The sequence below is a fragment of the Streptomyces sp. NPDC002845 genome, from assembly GCF_053591955.1.
On record NZ_JBSFUU010000055.1, the window covers coordinates 1 to 18,292 of the forward strand.

Annotated in this window: 15 protein-coding genes and 3 pseudogenes; 5 read left to right on the top strand and 13 right to left on the bottom strand. The window is 71.3% G+C overall.

The genetic code is table 11. The features are described 5' to 3' along the window. Positions 1-644: 644 nt before the first annotated feature. The 3 genes and pseudogenes from ACWD3C_RS32135 to ACWD3C_RS32145 all read right to left on the bottom strand — a co-directional run. Positions 645-1,136, bottom strand: a complete 492-nt coding sequence (locus ACWD3C_RS32135) for a beta-class carbonic anhydrase (RefSeq protein WP_451149693.1) — start codon at positions 1,134-1,136, stop codon at positions 645-647. Between the two features lie 222 nt (positions 1,137-1,358). Further along, entirely contained in the window at positions 1,359-1,679 is a 321-nt protein-coding gene (locus tag ACWD3C_RS32140) for a hypothetical protein (protein WP_451149745.1), read from the bottom strand. Between the two features lie 196 nt (positions 1,680-1,875). Continuing rightward, positions 1,876-2,073, bottom strand: a pseudogene (locus tag ACWD3C_RS32145) (hypothetical protein); the annotation flags it as partial. A 204-nt stretch (positions 2,074-2,277) separates the two neighbouring features. On the opposite strand from ACWD3C_RS32145, the gene ACWD3C_RS32150 reads away from it, so the two are divergent. Next, positions 2,278-2,610 carry a hypothetical protein gene (locus ACWD3C_RS32150; protein ID WP_451149694.1) on the top strand — a complete coding sequence of 111 codons (333 nt, stop codon included), beginning with the start codon at positions 2,278-2,280 and terminating at the stop codon, positions 2,608-2,610. A 163-nt stretch (positions 2,611-2,773) separates the two neighbouring features. Here ACWD3C_RS32150 and ACWD3C_RS32155 read toward each other — a convergent pair whose 3' ends face one another. Continuing rightward, positions 2,774-3,331: a TetR/AcrR family transcriptional regulator gene (locus tag ACWD3C_RS32155; protein WP_451149695.1), complete on the bottom strand. Its 558-nt coding sequence runs from the start codon at positions 3,329-3,331 to the stop codon at positions 2,774-2,776. An 89-nt stretch (positions 3,332-3,420) separates the two neighbouring features. Here ACWD3C_RS32155 and ACWD3C_RS32160 point away from each other — a divergent pair, with 89 nt between their 5' ends. Both ACWD3C_RS32160 and ACWD3C_RS32165 read left to right on the top strand, forming a co-directional pair. Then, positions 3,421-4,578: an FAD-dependent monooxygenase gene (locus ACWD3C_RS32160; RefSeq protein ID WP_451149696.1), complete on the top strand. Its 1,158-nt coding sequence runs from the start codon at positions 3,421-3,423 to the stop codon at positions 4,576-4,578. 368 nt (positions 4,579-4,946) lie between these two features. After that, a pseudogene (locus tag ACWD3C_RS32165) lies at positions 4,947-5,169 on the top strand (ATP-binding protein); the annotation flags it as partial. Between the two features lie 18 nt (positions 5,170-5,187). Here the strand turns inward: ACWD3C_RS32165 and ACWD3C_RS32170 are convergent. Beyond that, complete coding sequence (locus ACWD3C_RS32170; RefSeq protein ID WP_451149697.1) at positions 5,188-5,388, bottom strand: hypothetical protein; 201 nt, start codon at positions 5,386-5,388, stop codon at positions 5,188-5,190. A 373-nt stretch (positions 5,389-5,761) separates the two neighbouring features. Between ACWD3C_RS32170 and ACWD3C_RS32175 the strand changes: the two are divergent. Beyond that, positions 5,762-6,173 (top strand): annotated as a pseudogene (locus ACWD3C_RS32175) (DUF4396 domain-containing protein); the annotation flags it as partial. Between the two features lie 49 nt (positions 6,174-6,222). Here ACWD3C_RS32175 and ACWD3C_RS32180 read toward each other — a convergent pair. After that, a complete protein-coding gene (locus ACWD3C_RS32180; RefSeq protein WP_451149698.1) occupies positions 6,223-7,311 on the bottom strand; it encodes a saccharopine dehydrogenase NADP-binding domain-containing protein in 1,089 nt (362 codons plus the stop codon). Between the two features lie 106 nt (positions 7,312-7,417). Between ACWD3C_RS32180 and ACWD3C_RS32185 the strand changes: the two genes are divergently transcribed. Next, on the top strand, positions 7,418-8,344 hold the full coding sequence (locus ACWD3C_RS32185; RefSeq protein WP_451149699.1) for an NAD(P)/FAD-dependent oxidoreductase: 927 nt from the start codon (positions 7,418-7,420) through the stop codon (positions 8,342-8,344). Positions 8,345-8,418: 74 nt separating this feature from the next. Here ACWD3C_RS32185 and ACWD3C_RS32190 read toward each other — a convergent pair whose 3' ends face one another. From ACWD3C_RS32190 to ACWD3C_RS32220, 7 genes are read right to left on the bottom strand one after another with little or no spacing between them, the layout of a single operon-like run. Further along, entirely contained in the window at positions 8,419-10,434 is a 2,016-nt protein-coding gene (locus tag ACWD3C_RS32190; RefSeq protein WP_451149700.1) for a condensation domain-containing protein, read from the bottom strand. Further along, the gene (locus tag ACWD3C_RS32195) at positions 10,431-11,864 is read right to left on the bottom strand and encodes a class I SAM-dependent methyltransferase (RefSeq protein WP_451149701.1); all 1,434 of its coding nucleotides are present in this window, start codon (positions 11,862-11,864) and stop codon (positions 10,431-10,433) included. Before ACWD3C_RS32195 ends, ACWD3C_RS32190 begins: the two co-directional genes overlap by 4 nt. Beyond that, positions 11,861-13,255: a class I SAM-dependent methyltransferase gene (locus tag ACWD3C_RS32200; protein ID WP_451149702.1), complete on the bottom strand. Its 1,395-nt coding sequence runs from the start codon at positions 13,253-13,255 to the stop codon at positions 11,861-11,863. Before ACWD3C_RS32200 ends, ACWD3C_RS32195 begins: the two co-directional genes overlap by 4 nt. Beyond that, positions 13,245-14,897 (bottom strand): ABC transporter ATP-binding protein, encoded by a 1,653-nt coding sequence (locus ACWD3C_RS32205; protein ID WP_451149703.1) that lies wholly within the window; start codon positions 14,895-14,897, stop codon positions 13,245-13,247. Before ACWD3C_RS32205 ends, ACWD3C_RS32200 begins: the two co-directional genes overlap by 11 nt. Beyond that, positions 14,894-15,697: an ABC transporter permease gene (locus ACWD3C_RS32210; protein WP_451149704.1), complete on the bottom strand. Its 804-nt coding sequence runs from the start codon at positions 15,695-15,697 to the stop codon at positions 14,894-14,896. The genes ACWD3C_RS32205 and ACWD3C_RS32210 overlap by 4 nt, the downstream gene beginning before the upstream one ends. Then, the gene (locus ACWD3C_RS32215; RefSeq protein ID WP_451149705.1) at positions 15,697-16,665 is read right to left on the bottom strand and encodes an ABC transporter permease; all 969 of its coding nucleotides are present in this window, start codon (positions 16,663-16,665) and stop codon (positions 15,697-15,699) included. Before ACWD3C_RS32215 ends, ACWD3C_RS32210 begins: the two co-directional genes overlap by 1 nt. Beyond that, positions 16,662-18,242: an ABC transporter substrate-binding protein gene (locus tag ACWD3C_RS32220; RefSeq protein ID WP_451149706.1), complete on the bottom strand. Its 1,581-nt coding sequence runs from the start codon at positions 18,240-18,242 to the stop codon at positions 16,662-16,664. Before ACWD3C_RS32220 ends, ACWD3C_RS32215 begins: the two co-directional genes overlap by 4 nt. Between the last annotated feature and the right edge of the window lie 50 nt (positions 18,243-18,292).

Sequence of the window (18,292 nt, forward strand, 5' to 3'; positions counted from 1 at the left end):
CAGGAAGATCTTCGTCGATCCCCTGGATAGCAGAGGCCCCTCCCGCATCCCCCACTCTTGACACCGCCAACGGGTCCTTAACTTCGTGGCATTGGTCCAGCATCACGCGGTGGCAATAGCCCTCCGGCCGTCCGCCCCGCCCCTGAAGCCACGCCGGAACGGGCAGCAACGGCCGCAGGACCTGCCACTCGGCCTCCGTCAGGTCGGAGCCGTAACACCGCACCCGGTCCGGTCCGTCCGCCGCGTTGCCGAACCTGTGCGCGAGACAGTCACACGCAGGAGACGGCGCGTTGGACTCCACAGACGCAAGCGCGACAGACTGCGACAACAGGGCCTCCTGGTACCGCTCGGTTGGGATCGCAACCCCGAGCTACCAGAAGGCCCTGCCGCTATGCCCCGACCACCGAGAGATCACCCGAACAGGAACCCTGTTCGACTGATCAAGCCTGCCGAACGGTAAGCGGATGGCGTCTTAGTACTGCGATTGCGCTTGAGGTGACGAGGTCAGAGCTCCAGGGGGCTGTGACCTTGGCGTTGACTGAGGCGGGCTTGGTACTGCTGGCGTCGGCGCGCCCGCCCCGGTGAGGCGGCTGGACGGTTGAAGCGGCTCCTCGCCCGGACGCCAGTCCCGAGCGTCGAAGCTGTCACCGGACCTCGCGCAACCTGCCGGTGCGGACTTCGTAGACAAAGCCGCGGATAGCGTCCTTGTGGACAAGCAACGGGCTTTCCCGGATGCGGGCCATGGAGCGACGGACCTGCTCCTCCAAGTCGCTGAAGGCATGGAACTCGAACGGCACCTCAGTCCCTGTCTCGCTCTCTACCTGCCATTTCAGCGCGTCATCCTGGAACGTGAGCATCCCGCACTCAGTGTTGTGCATGAGCATGATCTCTCGCGTTCCCCCGACACGCTGGGAGATCACGAGCGACCGGATCATGTCCTCCGTAACCACCCCTCCGGCGTTCCGGATGATGTGCGCGTCGCCCTCTTCCAGGCCGAGCATTTTGTAGATGTCGAGCCGAGAATCCATGCAGGCGATGACGGCCAGGCGCTTTCTCGGCGGCCGCGGAGGATCGAGGTCCTCGTACGCCGCCGCGAACGCAGCGTTCTTCTCAAGCGCGTCGTCGATGGCACTCATCGCTCTTCCTCCAGGCGTACGCCTCGACACGGGCCCGGCCGTGCGCGGCACGGCCTTGGAGCCGGTCGTCACCAACGCCACGGCCTGCATCGCGAGACAGTAGGTGATATTCCACCCTATAAGGGACGGCCGGTGTGGCACTCGTACGTGGCGGCGACGTGCCGGGTGTGGGGTCCGCGTCGGTGACCTCGTGCGGGCCCATCTCAGTCACGGCCCGGTCCATCAGGCCGAGGCCGGGCACGAACAGGGGCCGGAGATCAGCCGTTGCTGGATGGCGCGGGCGAGGCGCCTCGCCTCGGCTCGGGTGGCGGCTGCGGTCTCGATGTCGATGCGCGGCCGGGTCGTGCGGCCGTCGTCTCCGCCGCCCAGACGGCGGATGCGTACGAAGGGCAGGCTCTCGGCGAGCTCACGGCCGGGCGGGAACCGGCTGCCGCAGGTGCCGAAGTCGGCGAGGGCGGCGAGGGCGGCGAGGGCGGCGAGGGCGGCGATCAGAAGATCTTCGATGGCGGGGAACGGCGCCAGATCGGGAACGAGACCGGCCACGGGTGGACCCTCCCCCGTTCCTCGTCACTGTGCGTAGAACGCCCGGAAAAAGGGCGAGGCCGGGTTCTGCCGGGTCCAACCCCGGGGTGAGTACTGTGTATCGACCCCGGCCGGACCGTCCTTCCTGCCGGTCAAGGCACTGATCGCGGTTTGCTCTCTCGGTATGTGAGAGGGGCTGAACCGGCGTGATCGCGGGGAGGTGCTGCAGACCCGCAGGAGTGCGGTGACCGGCGTGCTCGGCCAGCTGCCGACTGTTCTTGCGACCCACCGGGCCGATCAGGCCGTGCACGTAGGCGCGCATCCTCCGCCGCAAATCCACCCGGCCGAACCGGTGGCCGACCTCTCCCCCGGCCTCGGCACCGGCCCCCTGACCTGGCTCCTGACCATCCTGCACAACCACCTGCCGGACGGGCCCCTGGATGCCACCCTCCACGAGCAGCTCGTGGCCCTGTGCGGCAGCGACATGCTGTCCGTCCCGGCGGAAGCATCCGCGATCCTCGCCCGCGCCGGACACCAGCCGCCCTCCTCTCCGGGAACCGCGGCGCCATCCGACACTCGCACGCGCCATGACCGCCGTCTCCAGCACCGAGGACACGGCATGAAAGACCCTCGGCGATACGTGGCCCACCTCGTCGACCACTGTCTGGGCGCCCGCCTCGACGCCGCCGGCCACACTCCCGGGCTCCGCGAGACCGTCATCGACCTCGTGGCCGACGCCCTCCCCGAACACGTCGAGACGCTGACGGGCACGCAGCTGGACCTGCTGCCTCACCCAAGCCGCGCCCAGCTTCCCGACGCCTACCTCGCCGACCAGGCCGCCGCAGAGGACGCCCTGCAGCACGCCGCGGCAGGCCTGCGTGCCGTGCTCGCCCAAGCGGGACCTCGGCAATGCCCAGACCTTCGAACGCAACTCCGCCACGCGGCTCCGTGAGGATCCCCACGCAGCACTGCGGGCCGAACACCGCAGGATGGTTCGGGCTGTGCGTTCTCAAGGGTCACCGACGGAACTCTCTGGCCTTGGGCGATCCCACTCATAGCGAAGATCGGTTCCCACGCTGTCGCAGATCGCGCCCACTGTTCCGGCAGGGGTGGCGTCAGCCCAAAGCCGCCGCCACCAGCCTGCTGATGTCCTCATGGGACACGCTTCCACCGTTGACCAGCCTGTCGAAGACCAGGCCGTCCACACAGGTCAGCAGCGTGACGGTACGGTCCTCGGCGTCTGTGACACCTTGCCCGGCGAGGAAGTCGCGTACGGCTTGTCGCGCTGCGTTCTCGCGAGGCACCAGGATCTCCCGCAGCTCGGGGTGGCACACGCTGTCGATGGCGCACGCGTAGCGCGCGAGAGAGCGCCGCCGCCCGTCTCCTGCGAGCCGCTGCTCGACGAACGCGGCGATCCCAGCCGCCAGTTCCCCGCCGTCCCTCGGCACGGGTGTCTGCTCCCCGATCGCCTGGAGTTCGGCCTGGTCGAGTTCGACCAGGCGCCGGACCAGCGCGGTGAGCAGCGCCTGGCGTGTGCGGTAGTAGGCGGACGTGGTGCCGGGTGGCAGGTTCGCCGCCCGGTCCACCGCGCGATGGGTCAGTCCTCGCATCCCGGTCTCGGCAAGCACACCAATGGCCGCGTCGGCGAGGACAGTACGTCGGTCGGTGACCATCCCCCTTTTCTACACCCGTAGAGGCGCGGAGTACTCTCCTTCTACATGTGTAGAAGGATTGTGGCTTGGTGGACGGAGGAGGGCCAGGTATGGGCGGCAGTGCGGTGATTGTCGGCGGAGGCATCGGCGGGCTGGCAGCCGCGATCGGCCTACGCCGGATCGGCTGGGAGGTGACGGTTGTCGAACGCGCCGCCGCGCTCGCCGACGCGGGCGCGGGTATCTCCCTGCACGCCAACGGCATCCGCGCCCTGGACGTCCTCGGCGTCGGCGAGGCGGTGCGCGCAGCCGCGCGGCCCCAGTACACCGGAGGCACCCGCGTCCCGGGCGGCGGCTGGCTCGCCCGGATGGACGGAGCCGCGCTGGAGCGCGAGCTGGGTACGCCGATCGTCGGTATCCCCCGAGCCGTGCTGCACCACCTGCTGCGGGCGTCGCTGCCGCCCGAGTGCCTGGTCGTGGGGGCCGAGGTGACATCCGTCGACCGCTTTGACCCGCGCCGGGTGCGGATACCTCTCGGCGACACCGTCCTGGAGGCGGACCTGGTCGTGGCCGCCGACGGAGTGAGCAGCCGGCTGCGCACCCAGCTCTTCCCTGACCACCTCGGCCCGGCCTACAGCGGATCGACCGTCTTGCGCGCCATCACCGAGCGCCCGGTCGAGCTGGACACCGACTTCGAGCTGACCTGGGGGAAGGGCGCCGAGTTCGGTCACATCGCGTTCACCGACGGCCGGGCCGAGTGGCACGCGGTGCTCAACTCGCCGCCCGGCGTGCGGCATGCGGACGCCCTCGACGCGATGCGCCGCCGCTTCGGTGACTGGCACGATCCGATCCCCGAACTGCTGGACGCGACTGAGCCGGATGACGTCCTGCACCACGACATCCACGAGCTGGCGACACCGCTGCCCGCCTTCACAGCGGGCCGGACCGCCCTCCTCGGTGACGCCGCCCACGCCATGACCCCGAACCTCGGCCAGGGCGCCTGCCAGGCACTGGAGGACGCAGCCACGCTGGCCGCCGCACTCGCCACCGAACCCACCGTCGAATCGGCACTGGCCCGCTACGACGTCACGCGCCGTCCGCGCAGCCAGTCCGTCGCACGCGCCGGCCGCCGGGCCGGCCGGATGGGCCAGCAACTGACCCACCCCCTGGCCATCGCCGTGCGCAACACCGCCCTCCGGCTGGCCCCGTCCCGCGCGACCGTCCGCACCATCCTGCGGCACGCTGACTGGACGCCGCCGAGCCTGGGCTGACCGATCCCCCAGGGCTCGCCCCTCTGCCACAACGGAGGAACCTCCACCCGGCCCTGACCGCCGTCTCGTCTTCTCGTTGCCTGCGAGGCAGCGCAGTCCATGCGCCAGCACACAGGATGAGCACGTGCGTCGGCGCGCCTCCCCCAACCCCAGTGGGCCGCATCCGTCATGGCGAGCCATCGGTACTTGCAGACGATGGGCGACGGTCCTCGGAGCGGGGCTGTGATCCCCCTGAGGGCGCCGGGCCTCATCGACGACGCGACGCCCCGACCCGCGCGGTCGGCGTCATCGCGTTCTGCCTGGCCCTCCTTCGGCATCCCCACCGCGACCTCGGACGTCCGCGAGTACACCGAAAGCGCTCTTGCCTGATGGCCACCTCACTTCGCACCGTTCCCGGCTCGGGCGGCGACCCGCTCGCCGAGGCCATAGTGCTGACTCGGCGGCTCAAACTCCTGTACATCCGCCGGTCGTTGACCGACATCATCCCCACCGCCAGGGCACAACGCTGGGACGGCCGAGGTCGTCCGCGTCCTGCTGGCCGAGGAAGCCGCCGGACGCGACCGCGCCAACCTGCACACCCGCCGCCCCAGGGGGTGACGTTCGGCAGTTTCAGCTTGCTGACGAGGCGGACGTTCTGGCCGGTCGCCGGGAGGTGCCCCTCTGCGCCGACGTGCTGGTGGTCGTGGTCATGGGGAGGGCGCCGCTGTCGGCAGCGTCGTCCGCGACGAGGACGCCGTGTCCGTACGCGGTGCCGGTGAGGGCGATCGCCGTGACAAGGCTGGTGGCGACCCGTCCGTGGCCGTTGTACATGGTTCCCTCCACTCGGAGCCGGCCAGGTCCCCCGAGGCGCACGCCGGTTCGAACGACCGGCATCGCGCAAGGCACTTGATACTTGAAGGGAGCAAAGGCGGTCTTCGATGTGCCTGTATCGCAGGGAAGTTGAGGAGAGGACGTGCAGGGGAGCCCCGGGTGAGCGAAGAGCCGCAGCCCAGCCGCTCGCCCGACTGCCTCTTGCCGGACTCACTGCAGACGACCCGCGCGGTCAGCAGCCGGGCAGGGCGAACACGGACCACCCGGCACGCCCACCGAAGCGGTAATCCACCACGCTCATCGCCGACCGTGCCGCGGCCACTGACCGCCGACAGCATCGACACCGTCTACGAATCCGCCGACGACTGGAACCCACGAGGGCCACAACGGTCACGCCTCCGCGGCCTCCCGAGATACGGCGGCGAAGGCGACGCTGCACTGCCTGACGGGGTACGCGATCGGCGAGATCCTCGGCATGGTGATCGGCACCGTTTCTGTTCGGCTACTCGTTCACGCTGTTCGCCGTGCGCCGGGCCGGTCTGGACTTCAAGACCGCGATCAAGGTGGCGCTCGCCGCCGACACCGTTTCCATCGCCGTGATGGAGCTGGTCGACAACGGCATCATCGCCCTCACCCCGGGCGCGATGGACGCCCACCTTTCCGACGGGCTGTTCTGGTCGGCCCTCCTGGGCGGCTTCGCAGTCGCGTTCCTGATCACCACGCCCGTGAACAAGTGGATGATCGGCCGCGGCAAAGGCCACGCCGTCGTCCACGCCCACCACTGACAACCTGCCCGACCAACGCATCTGGGTGCGGCGAGAAGCCGACCGGTGATCATGCCATGTCCAGCTCGGCCACCGGGTCCGTCGCCAGGGTCTGGGCAGTCGACAGCGGGTCGAGCACATCCGCCGCGAAGTGAACACCCGGCTTCACATGGCCGGCGAGGACGTGATGGGCGGCGGTGGCGGCCAGAAAGCCGCTGAGTTCGTAGGAGTCCTCGGCGCGGAGGGTGAGGGTGCGGGTGGGCGGGCCGTCGTCCGTCCCGTTCCAGAGGCGGAACTCCTGCCCGTACCAGGAGCCGTGGCGGCGTACGTCAGCGTCCGCGGCCCGGACCAGGCCCGCCGTTTCCCTGCCGTCCAGGGCCCATGACATGGCCAGTTCTTCGGCGAGGTGCTCACCGCCGAAGACGGTGTACCAGTGCACCCGGCGGAGCCCAGCGGTCTGCGCGAGTCGGACCGCCTCGGTGGACAGGAAGGGGAAGGCGGTGACCGGCTGGGGGAAGGCGGGGAGCCTCAGGCCGCGCCGTGGTTCGAGAGCACGGTCGCGGGTCTGTCCGTCTTCCCAGGCCGCGGAGGGGATCCCGTGTTCGGGACCTCGGGCGAGCAGCACGTCTCCCGCGGCGGCTGGGGTGAGCGCTGCCACGCCGCCGAGGTATCCCTCCAGCCGGACCGGCCGTGCCGCCCGGCCCAGCAGGACGCGCGGAAGGAGCCCGGACAGTCCCGGCAGCGCTCCGGCGGAGAGGACGGCGGTGCGGTGTGCGGCCGCCCACTCATCGGCGTCGCCGTCCTGTGCGCTCAGCCGGGCATGGAGGGGGTCGTCGCCCGCCGCGTCCACGTAGTCCACGCCGTGGCGGAGTGCGGCCCGCGCCACCGTGTCCAGCACATGGTAGGACGGGCCCGCACAGTTGACGACGAGCCGGCAGCGGGCGAGGAACGAGTCCAGTGACGCGTCCCAGAGGTCGACGGCTCGGACACTGACAGCCGCCCCGGCCGCGCCGAGCGATGCGACGGAGGCTTCGGCACGGGCCCGATCCCGGCCGGCCACCAGGAGCGGGCCGATACCCGCGCGGTACAGCCGGCGTACTACTGCGGTTCCGACGGCTCCGTAGCCGCCGAGGATGCCGATGGCCGCGGTGGAGTCCATGAGTTCGCCCTTCGTCGTGGAAAGTTACACACCATCACATACAAATGAAAACTATTATCATTAAGCTCGGGCAGTGGATCCTGATCACTCTGGGCAGAGGAGAACGATGTCGTACGACGTAGTCGTGGTCGGTGGGGGCCCTGCCGGGCTCAACGCAGCACTGGTGTCGGGCCGTCAGCGCCGCAAGGTGCTGCTCCTGGACAGCGGTGAACCACGCAACGCACCGGCCGCCGAGATGCACATGTTCCTCAGCCGTGACGGCGCATCCCCGGCCGAGCTGCGCCGCACAGGCCGTGAGCAGCTCGCGGCCTACCCGAATGTGGAGATCCGAGAGGCGCTGGTGGCCACGGCCGCGGCGGAGGAGACGAACGGATTCACGCTGACGCTCGCCGACGGCACCAGGGTCGCGGGCCGCAAGTTGGTCCTTGCGACCGGACAGGTCGATGTCCTCGACCAGGTGGAGGGAGTCGACAAACTCTTCGGCCGGGGTGTCTACCACTGTCCCTTCTGCCACGGCTGGGAGACGCGGGGCATGAGCATCGCCGTTCTGGGCCGCGAGCTGCCGCAGGTGATGCAGGCGCTGTACATCGCCGACCGGTTCAGCGACGACGTGGTGGTGTGCACCGACGGGCATCCGGTGCCCGAGCAGGCGGCGAGCAGGCTCGCCGCCGCCGGGATCGTCGTCGACGAGACCCCGGTCTCCCGGATCGAGGGCAAGGAGGGCGAGGTGCGGCTGGTGCTGGAGGATGGACGGGTGCTGGAGCGCCAGGCCGTTTACCACCGGGCCCCCACCAGGCAGCACTCCGCACTCGCCGAGCAACTCGGCTGCGAGATGCTGCCCGACGGATGCATCCACGTGAACGAGTTTCAGCGCACGAGCGTGCCCGGCGTCTACGCGGCTGGTGATGCCGCCCGTCTGGAGGCACTGCCGGATGCGCTGACCTTTGTGATCACGGGGGCCGCCGACGGAGCGCGCGCCGCGATCTGGCTGGACCAGGAGCTCTTCCGCGAGGATGCGGGGCTCGCCGGCTGACCCGCCCCGCGGCGGGAGCGCCAGGGTGCTCCCGCCGCGGACGGTCGTCCGCCGGCAGCCTTCGCCGCGTGCGGTCATCCCGCGGCGGCCGGTCCGCCGTCGCGTACCGCATCGGCGAGACCGGCCACCGTGGATCGTTCGAGGAAACGGCGCGGCGTCACCCGCCCGACACCCTTGCGAGCCAGTACGCCGAGCATCCGGACCGCCAGCAGCGAATCCCCGCCCAGTGCGAAGAAGTCCGACGCTCTGTCGGTCACCGCGCACTCGAGCAGTTCGGCCCATTCGGCCGCGACGGCCAGCTCCAGTTCGTCGCGGGGAGGCCCGGGCTCCTCACCGGACACGTCTTGGGGCGGCGGGACGGACAGCCGTCCGCCGGGCGCCGTACGGACGGTGTCCGACTGCGGTGCGTCCCATGTGGTGGGCAGTGTGACCGGGGCCGACCACGCCTCCTTCTCCACCAGGGATTCGACGGTGCTCACCACGTCCTGGAACATACGGTCCACGTTCTCGGCGGCGAAGAGCTCCTCCACCAGCGAGAAGACGACGACGAGTTCGCCGCGCAGCTCGAACAGCCGCAGCTCCAGAGCAACCTGAGGGGTCCTCAGCTGCTGATGATGGCTGAGCAGATCGATCCGGCCGAGCGGACCTGCCTCATGAGGGACCTCGCTGCCCAGCGCCGCATCCACTCCGAGGGTGCTCTGGAAGACCACAGGGGCGACCGGACGCCGGGTGCCACGGCGGCGGCCCAGCTCCCTGGAGACCTCGACTCCCGAGACCAGGTGGTGCGCGAGCGCGTCCGAGACGGCCTGCTGGGCGCTGAACGCCAGATCGGAGAAAACGGGGTTCTCGGGCAGCTCGACCGGCATGAGCATGGTGGACGAGAAGGCTCCCACCAGCCGGGGCACGTCCGGATGCAGGGGCAGCCGGTTCAGCTGAAGGGTGTTGAGCAGGAAGCGCCGGTGTCCGCAGGCGCGGGCCACGGCGGCGGAGAACACGGCGAACATGGCTGCGGAGGGGGTGACACCGTGCTCGGCACAGTGAGCGCGCAGCGCGGCCCACCGCTCGGCGTCGAGCACGGCCTGCCGCGTGCCCATCAGCGTCGGCCGCACATCGGCCGGATCGGCCACCAGGGGCAGCGCCGGAGGCAGGGGGAAGTCGTCGAGGCGGTTCCACCACCAGTCCCGGTCCTGGCGCCACTCCTCGGTGCCGGGCAGGTCGCGCAGGCTCGTGACGTAGTCTCCGAAGTCGACCTCCAGCGGGGCGAGTACCGCGTTGTAGTCGGAGACGAGGGCGAACAGATCCCGGTAGAAGACTCCGGACGACCAGCCGTCGATGATCAGCAGACTGGTGGAGGAGTGCAACCGGGCGCGGTTTCCGGGAAGCAGGGTGAGCCGCATGTCGAGTCCACAGCCCACGGCCGGGTCGGGGCCCTCGGTGCTCATCTCCCGCCGGATCGCCGAGAGCGCGGTGGCGATCTCCTCCTCCCCCGCGGTGCTGAGATCGGTCACGCGCAGCCGCGGCATGGCCTCGGGGTCGTCGAGGGGCAGGATCCGCTGCCTGCCGTCGGGCAGGATGCGTGCGCGGAGCACCGACTGGTGTTCCGCGAGCCGCTCCAGCGCGTCCTGGAGTGCCTCGGCGATCTCTTCGTTGTCGATGTCCTCAAGGCCGATGTCCACATAATGGTGGGCGGAACGGTAGGACAGCTCCCAGGCATCCTGCTGGCCGACGAAGTAGCCCTGCTGGAGCGGCAGGAGGGGGAAGGGTGCGTCTGGATCCTTTCGCCGCTCAAGGTTCAGAGACAGACTGCGGGGAAGTCCGCCCGCGGTGCCGCGCTCGTGGAGGAGCGCCGCCAGATGTGCCGCGGTGTGTTCGACGCGTACGTCCGACAGGGCGAGGTTCACGCCCAGCCGCTTGCGGATCAGCGCTGCCATGCGCACGGCGAGCACGGAGTCTCCGCCCAGGCTCAGGAAGCTGATGTCGGCCGGTATGGACTCGGTGTCCGTCTCCAGGACGTCGGCCCAGACACCGCGCACGGCCTGCACGAGGTCGTCAAGGGCGTCAGGTGCGGGAACTGGGGGTGAAGAAGTCAACGGCTGGCTCCAGACGTGGTGGTGGACAGGACGCGGTCCACGGCGTGGACGCGTGCGGGACGGGCCGTTCCGGGCAGATGGGCGAGCGCCCGTGCGACGTGGCCCGGGTCGGGCCGGCCGTTGCCGGGTCGGGGGCGGCCCGCGACGACGTGCTGGCCCAGGACGGTCAGGGGATGCCCGTCGGGCGGCAGGGGCGGCAGGGGCCGGAATCCGGCCGCGTCCAGCTGCCGCACCCACTCCCCCTCGGTGAGGAAGACCCGGTCCTGACCGGCCCGCAGGTCGGTGAACCAGCCCTCCTCGTCCGCCTGCGGCGACATGAGCAGGTACATCGAGGTGAGTGCCTGGTAGTGCTCCCGGCAGGACTCGACGAGCACCAGCAGGCCGTCCGGCACCAGCAGTTCCCGCAGGGCGGCGAGAGCACGGCCGACGTGGCGCGCGTTGTGCAGGACGTTCGCCGCGAGGATCACATCGTGGGAACCGGGGGTGAAGCCCTGCGCCGTCGGGTCGCGGTTGATGTCGAACAGCGCCTGACGCAGGCCGGGACGGGTGCCGAAGCGGGTACGCGAGGTCTGAAGGAAGAACCGGGACACATCGGTGAACAGATAATCGACCGGAGTGGAGCCAAGGGCGCTCAGCACCGCTTCCGTCGTGCCGCCCACCCCGGCCCCTGCCTCCAGAACACGCAGCGGCCGACTGCCGCTTTCCCCTCCTTCTCGTCTGCGGGCCTCGCGCGCGATCAGGTCGGCGGCGGCGTGGTTGGCCCACCGGCTTGGCACGTTGTCGCGGTAGTTGCCTTCGGCCGTGTCCGTCTCGCCCTGAGGGAAGAGCACTTCCTGCAGACTCGTGCGGTCCTGGAGCAGGAGGGGGAGCCGGTCGGCCGCGGCGAAGAAGAAACGCGTCATGGACTCCGGGTAGCCCATGCCGCGGCGGGCCTCGTCGAGGGTGCGACGGGCACGGGCGTACTCCGCACGGCCGGGCGCGGTCAGGTCCCGGTAACGGCCCCTCGTCGGGTCCAGGGCGAGTCGGCTCTCGGCGGCCAGGGTGCGCAGCCAGCGCCGTACGATCCACGCGTGGCGGGGCGCCGTACCCAGCGCCGCCACGACCTCGGCGGCCGTGTGCGGTGCTCCGTCGCGGAAGAGACGGGTGCGGTCCAGCACGCGGGCCATGGTCAGCAGCGCGGTCTCGTCCAGCAGGCGCATCAGGGCCGGGAGTTCCGCGAGAGCGGTACCGGTCACGGCGGCGTCTCCGGAGGCGGCGGCGTCGACCACGGCCTGCTCGGCCCAGCCGGTGTCCGTGGCCCGGCCGTCTCCCCGTTCGCCGTCCACCGGACCGGCGACCAGCAGGGTGCTCCCCGCGCCTCCCGGCACGAGCTGCCAGGCGGCGACCTCGGGCAATGCGGACAGGACGTCGGCCATATCCGTCACCCTCATCGCGTCATCCCCGCCGACGCGTCGTCCACCACGATCCTCGGCGGCACCGTGCCGGGTGCGGAACGGCGGACATGGTCGCGCAGGACTTCCGGCAGCCGGCGCCGTACGAACGCGGGCAGCGGCTCGTGGGCCAGGCGGCCGACCGGTGCTCGGACCGGGCCGTGGGACGCCGCCGTGGCGCAGTCGGCGGGCGAGGACACGGCGAGCATCCGGGGGTCGCCGGAGTCGAGCAGTACAGCAGCGTCCGTACCGGCCAGTGCCTGTCGCAGGTCATACGGGGTGATGGCGTCCGGGGCCGTCACGAGGAGGGCGTTGGGGATGCTGTGCAGGACGACCGGCCCCGGCGCCAGCGCCGCGCGCAGGACCGTCGGCAGTTCCTCTCCCGCGAGCCCCTGCCACGGCAGCCGACGCGCCTCGGAGGCGTCCGGGAGGCCGGAGGCGGAGCCGACATGCAGGACGAGGTCGTAGCGGTACCGGGTGAGTTCGGTGTCCTCGGCCATGGTGCGGGCATGGACGCTCATCCGGACGGTCCGGGGCCGGCCGACCAGGATCTCGCGCACGGCCTCGGGGGCGAAGGACAGTTCCTCGTCCCCCGCCACGGCCGAGGCGACCCGCGCGGCGATGTCCGCGTCGGCCGCTTCGGGGTCGCGGGCCCTCTCCACCCGGTCGAAATGGTCTTCGAGCAGCCCGGAGTGGCGGATGTCGCCGACGATCACCGTGCCGCCGTCCTCGACCGCGGCCAGCGCGTGGTGCAGGAACGCCGTCAGGTATACGAGGTTGGGGAAGCACTGGGTGACGGAGTTCAGCAGGACGCAGTCGGGACGTACGCCGGGGGCGAACACCTGGTCCATCGCCCGCCGGACTGCGGGCGCCTGTGCCTCGTGGGCGGCCGCGCGCACGAAGGCCGTACGGGGCAGTCCGGCGGCGTGCAGCCGGTCGACCGCCACCTCGGTCACGTCGGTGCCGACATAGCCGTCCAGCCGAGTGTGCAGCCGGTGGGCCAACAGGCCCGTACCGCACCCGAGTTCGAGCAGCCGACGGGGCCGCTGGGAGAGGACGAGGTCGACCGTTCGGTCGACCCAGTCACGCATATGGGCGGCCGACAGCGGCTTTCCGGTGTCGGAGGAGCGCCAGCCGGACAGGTCCAGGTCATCGGCGTGCCGGCCCTCTCCCGTCTCGTACACCCATTCGTACACCTCCGCCCAGTGCGCGAGGTGCTCGCGGACCAGGGGTCCCGGCTCGGGAAGAACGGCTGTCGCGCTCGGATGGGGGGTGACCAGCAGGACTCCGCCGGGTGCGGGGCGCGCGTCGGCCACCCAGGGGTGGTCGGCGATCACAGCGGTTGTCCTGACTGCGTCGGTGGTGGGGTCAGTGGTCGCTTCATCGGACAACGGGAGGCTCCGTTCGTTCGGTGCTGGGTCGCGCGGGCGCGGCGGGCAAGTGGGCGGAAGGAACCGGAGAGCCGAGGGATGCCTGGGGAATCGCGAGGAGGCGGCCGTCCCGCAGCGCCAGCACGTCATCCGCACGGGCCGCCACGGCCGGGTCGTGGGTGACGGCCAGGATCGCGGTCCCTGTCGCGCGAATTCGGTCCAGCAGGTCGAGCACGGACCGGGCGGTGTCGGAGTCGAGGGACGCGGTGGGTTCGTCGAGCAGCAGTACGTCGGGGTGCGCGGCCAGGGCCCGGGCGAGAACCGCCCGCTGACGCTGGCCGCCGGAGAGCATGTGCGGGCGACGTGCCGCACTGCCGGGGGGCAGCCCGACGGCCGCCAGCACCGCCCGGGCCTCGGCAAGGGCAGCGGCCCGGTCCAGGCCGTGCAGCACGGTCAGCGGTCGGGACACAGCCCGGCCGACGCGCTGGGCGGGGTTGAGTTCGTCGACGGCGCTCTGTCCGACGAGTTGCACGGCGCGCAGCTGGTCCCGGCTGCGGTGCCGGGTGGCGGTCGGCAACGGTGTGCCGTGCAGCAGCAGCGTCCCGGCGGCCGCGGGACGGCGGCCCACGAGGGCGTGCAGCAACGTCGTCTTGCCGACGCCCGAGGTCCCGACCACGGCGGTCGCACCTCCGGCGGGCAGGTCGAGATCGCCGTCCTCCAGCAGCACCGCGCCATCAGGGGTGGTCAGCAGCAGGCCCCGGGCCGACAGGACCATGGCCTGCCTAGGCGCTGCGGTGACATGGGGCGCCCGTTGCCGCTCGGCGCTCCCGGCCCCGGAAGGTGCCTGGGTGGGGGAGCCGTCCCCTGCGAGAGGCGAGGATGTGGCCACAGGATCGCCGAGGCCGGCATGCGACAGCGTGGGAGGCACCCCTGGTGCAGACCGACCGGCCTCCAACGGCGTGCAGGGCTCACCGGCCGTTCGGGCCGGTGTGACGCGGACGGTCACGTCCGCCAGTTCGTCGAAGAGGCGCTCATCGTGGGTCACCAGGACCACGCAGCGCCCCGGTGAGCCGCGCCGGGCCGCGACGGCCCGCCTCACCAGGGCCGCCGTGGCCGGATCCATGGCCGATGTCGGCTCGTCGAGGACGAGGAGAGCCGGGTCCGCGACGAGCGCGCGGGCCAGCGCCACCCGCTGGGCCTGGCCACCGGAGAGTTCACCCGCGCGGCGGGAAACGATCTCGGGCGGCAGCCCCAGGAGGTCGAGTTGCTCAGCGACGCGTGCCGCTCGGGCACCGCGGTCGCCGACGAGGTCCTCGCCGATCAGGCGTCCGACGCGCCACAGCGGATGCAACGCGGCGCCGGGGTCCTGACCCAGTCGGCCGCAGCAGGTACGGCGCCATCTACGGGCGGGGCGGCCCTCCTTCAGGAGCGTGCCCTCCCAGCGCACGGTTCCGGCCGACCTGCGCAACCCGGCCGGGAGGGAGTCGAGGAGAGCGTGCAGCAGAGTGGTCTTGCCTGCCCCCGAGTGGCCGGTGATGACGACGACCTGTCCGGATTCGGCCCGCAGATCGGTCGGTGGCAGGACGAGGGCACCGTCCGTCGCCCGTTGCACGGTCAGCCCGTCCGCCGCGAGCAGCGGTGATTCGCTCTCTGGGGTGGTCATGGGCTTCCGTCCCTTCCCGGCCCTGCCCGGTGTGCAGCGGCGGCCAGGGCCCAGGCACAGCCGGCCAGCAGCACGGCGGGTGCCAGCAGCGCCACGGGATTGAGCGCGGCACCCGGAAGGTTCTCGCTGAGCATCAGCGCCCAGTCGGGTTCCGGCGGCTGCGGGCCCAGTCCGAGGACAGCGAGCGCCGCGGCGATCTGCAGTGCGGTCACCAGCCGGAGTCCGGCGTCCGCCGTCACCAGGCCGCGCAGTGCGGGCAGCACCTCGCGGGCGAGGACGGACGGTACCGTCTCGCCCCGCTCCAGGGCCGCGTGCACATGGCCGCTGGTGCGCAGCCGGGCCGATTCGCCGGCCACCACACGGGCGGTGAGCGGCGTGCCGCTGAGCACGGACGCTGCCACCACCGCCGTCCCGCCCGGTAGTGCGACGGCCAGCACCAGGGCAAGGACGAGAGCGGGAACCGCCAGCAGCAGGTCGCAGAGCCAGGCCACCGCGCGGGCGGTGCGCCCGCCTGCCCACCCGGCGGCCAGGCCGAGCACGGTGCCGCAGCTCACGGCCACCACCGCGGCGAGCAGCGAGACGGTCAGCAGCTCGGTGCCCCCGTGCAGCACCCGCGACAGCACATCGCGTCCGAGGCCGTCCGTCCCCAGGGGAGCCGCCGTGCCCGGCGGTGACCAGGGCAGGCCGATCTGCTGTTCCGGGTCGTGCGGGGCGGCGTACCGCCCCAGCAGTACCAGGAGTGCGACGACCCCTGCTGTGACCGGGGCAGCGGCAACCAGGCCGGTCATGAAGGAGCGCATCAGGCTCGCCCTCCGACAGCCGCCGCGACGGCTGGGCCCCTGCCGTAATCGGTGGAACCGCTCCGCCCCGAGTGGCGCACGGACAGGCGGTCGGCGACGAGCATGCACAACAGCAGGACGACGACCGGGGGCAGCGCGGCGGCCTGCACCACGGGTACGTCACGCACGGTGACCGCGGACACCAGCAGGCTGCCGGTACCGGGATAGCCGAACATCGTCTCCACCAGAGCCGTACCGGCCATCAGTCCGCCGGCCACCAGAGCGGTCACCCGCATCGCCGGAATCAGCAGGAAGGGCAGGACGTGCCGGACCAGCACGAGGGTCGGCGGCACGCCTCGCATGCGGGCGTCGCTCACATGGGGCCGACGCAGGGTGTCGACGAGCGTTCCCCGCAGCAGCGCGGTGGCGTACGCCGCCGAGGGCAGCGCCAGAGTGACGCCGGGCAGCACCAGCGCCTGAGGCGCGTCGAACGGCGAACCGCCGGGCGGCAGCAGGGACACGGCCGGCAGCCAGCCCAGCATCCCGGCGAAGACCGTGCCGAGTACGGTCGCATGGACCGACTGCGGTACGGCGGCCAGCCCGGTCGCGAGGGCACCACCGCGGCCGCCGCGCAGAAACGCGACGGTCAGGGCAGCCACCGTCAGCAGCACGGTGACGGCCAGTGCGAAGACGACGAGGGCGGCCGTGGCGGGAAGCCGCTCGGCGAACAGGCCGGTCACGGTGCGGCCGCTCACCAGGGACCGTCCGAGATCGCCGCGGACCGCACCGTACAGCCAGTCGAGATAGCGGGCCACGGCCGGCCGGTCGAGGCCGAGCCGGTCGCGCTCGTCCGCGATGTCCTGCTCGGACGCCCGTCCCGCGCGCCGGATGTCGCCCGCGTCGCCGGGCAGCAGCGCGGTGGCGGTGAAGACGACAGCCGTCGCCGCCACGGTCAGCAGGAGCGGCCGCAGAAACGGGCGGAGGGTCACTTCGCCATCCACACCTGGTCGATGAACATCCGCTGAAAGCCGGGGCCGTCGGGCAGTCCGGCCACGCCGCGGGCGGCGAGATCCAGCCCGTCGCCGGTGCCCCACACGACGTAGCCGCCGTCCTTCCACAGGTCCCGCTGGATCCCGGCGAGCAGAGTGTTGCGCCGGTCGGCGTCGAGCGTTCCCATGGCCCGTGTGAAGCCGGCGTCGAACTTCTTGTTCTTCCAGGCGATTTCGTTGGTCGGGGAGGTGGAGAGCAGGCCGACCCGCACCAGGTCGGGGAAGGAGATGCCGCCGTAGTAGCCGGTGTAGAACGCCTTCTTGGCGTACACGGCGGTCCAGTAGGTGTCGGCCGGTTCGACCTTGACCTCGGCCTTCACACCGATCTCGGACAGCTGCCGCGCGTACAGGGTGGCCGCGGTGTCCATACCGGGGTAAGCGGTCGTGGTGTGCAGGGTGATGTTCAGCCCGTCGGCGTGACCCGCCTGCTGGAGAAGTTCTTCGGCCTTCGCGACATCGCGGCCGCGCTGCGGCAGATCGCCGGGGTATGAGGGGTCGTACGGGGTGGGCAGGTCGTTGGCGATCTGCCCGTAGCCGAGGAAGACCGTGTCGACGAGGGCCTTGCGGTCCGTGGCCAGACGGAACGCCTCCCGGACCCGCGGATCGTCGAAGGGCTTGGTGTCCATCCGCATGATGAACGGATACTCGGTGACACCCTTGCGCCGTACGACCTGGAGGCCGCCGCTGTTTCCCGCGCTCTTGACGGCGGCGGGGCTGACGCTTCCGGCGACGTCGGCCTGCCCCGAGGTGACGGCGTTGGCGCGGGCCTGGGGGTCGGCCACGGCCTGGATCTCGATACGGTCCAGATGCGGGCGCGGCCCCCACCAGCGGTCGTTGCGGACCAGTACGGCCGTCTGTGCCCCGGAGGTCCGCACCTTGAAGGGACCTGAGCCGGGGACCGTCTTCGAGAAGTCCTTCGTACCTTCGGGGACGATGAAGCTGACGGATTCCAGGGCCTTGGCCGCCTGAGCCATGGGCGCGCGCGTGGCCAGGACCACGGTGTGGTCGCCGTCGGCGCTGGATGCCTTCATGTCGAAGTCGGCGAGACGGCCGTAGTTCTCGGCCGACTTGTCCGCGATACGCCGCAGGGAGTACAGCACGTCGGCGGCTCGCACCGGGCGGCCGTCGGTGAACCTCGCGTCGTCCCGGAGCGTGAACGTCCAGCGGTTCATGGCCTTGTTCGGTTTCCAGGAGACGGCCAGTCGTGGCTCGGGTTCACCGTCCTTGCCGGGGACGGTCAGCACGTCGTAGGCGAGGGCGAAGCGCAGCAGGTCGGATTCGTTGCCGAGACCGCCGTGCGGGTCGTCGCTCGCCGTGGCGGGCGAGCCGGTCACGGCGTAGCGGAGGGTTCCGCCGTCGACGGGCTTCCCCGTGGGCGCGGCCGCGTCACCGGTGTCGTCGGACGACGAGCATCCGGTCAGCAGCAGGGCCCCGGCCGCGGCCACGGCGAGGAAAACGCGGCCCGGCCGGATCGCGTGGAGGAAATCCGGTGTCCGCAAGGGCGTGGTGAGTCTCATCGTTCGTTCCGTGCTTTCCGTGTGAGGAGGCGGGATGTCCGACGCGGCCG

Bases quoted from the DNA above. Each gene is read 5' to 3' on its own strand.
- ACWD3C_RS32195 (WP_451149701.1), bottom strand. From the start codon at position 11,864: ATGAGGGTGACGGATATGGCCGACGTCCTGTCCGCATTGCCCGAGGTC.
- ACWD3C_RS32170 (WP_451149697.1), bottom strand. From the start codon at position 5,388: ATGTACAACGGCCACGGACGGGTCGCCACCAGCCTTGTCACGGCGATC.
- ACWD3C_RS32150 (WP_451149694.1), top strand. From the start codon at position 2,278: ATGAAAGACCCTCGGCGATACGTGGCCCACCTCGTCGACCACTGTCTG.
- ACWD3C_RS32185 (WP_451149699.1), top strand. From the start codon at position 7,418: ATGTCGTACGACGTAGTCGTGGTCGGTGGGGGCCCTGCCGGGCTCAAC.
- ACWD3C_RS32220 (WP_451149706.1), bottom strand. From the start codon at position 18,242: ATGAGACTCACCACGCCCTTGCGGACACCGGATTTCCTCCACGCGATC.
- ACWD3C_RS32205 (WP_451149703.1), bottom strand. From the start codon at position 14,897: ATGACCACCCCAGAGAGCGAATCACCGCTGCTCGCGGCGGACGGGCTG.
- ACWD3C_RS32135 (WP_451149693.1), bottom strand. From the start codon at position 1,136: ATGAGTGCCATCGACGACGCGCTTGAGAAGAACGCTGCGTTCGCGGCG.
- ACWD3C_RS32180 (WP_451149698.1), bottom strand. From the start codon at position 7,311: ATGGACTCCACCGCGGCCATCGGCATCCTCGGCGGCTACGGAGCCGTC.
- ACWD3C_RS32160 (WP_451149696.1), top strand. From the start codon at position 3,421: ATGGGCGGCAGTGCGGTGATTGTCGGCGGAGGCATCGGCGGGCTGGCA.
- ACWD3C_RS32210 (WP_451149704.1), bottom strand. From the start codon at position 15,697: ATGCGCTCCTTCATGACCGGCCTGGTTGCCGCTGCCCCGGTCACAGCA.
- ACWD3C_RS32155 (WP_451149695.1), bottom strand. From the start codon at position 3,331: ATGGTCACCGACCGACGTACTGTCCTCGCCGACGCGGCCATTGGTGTG.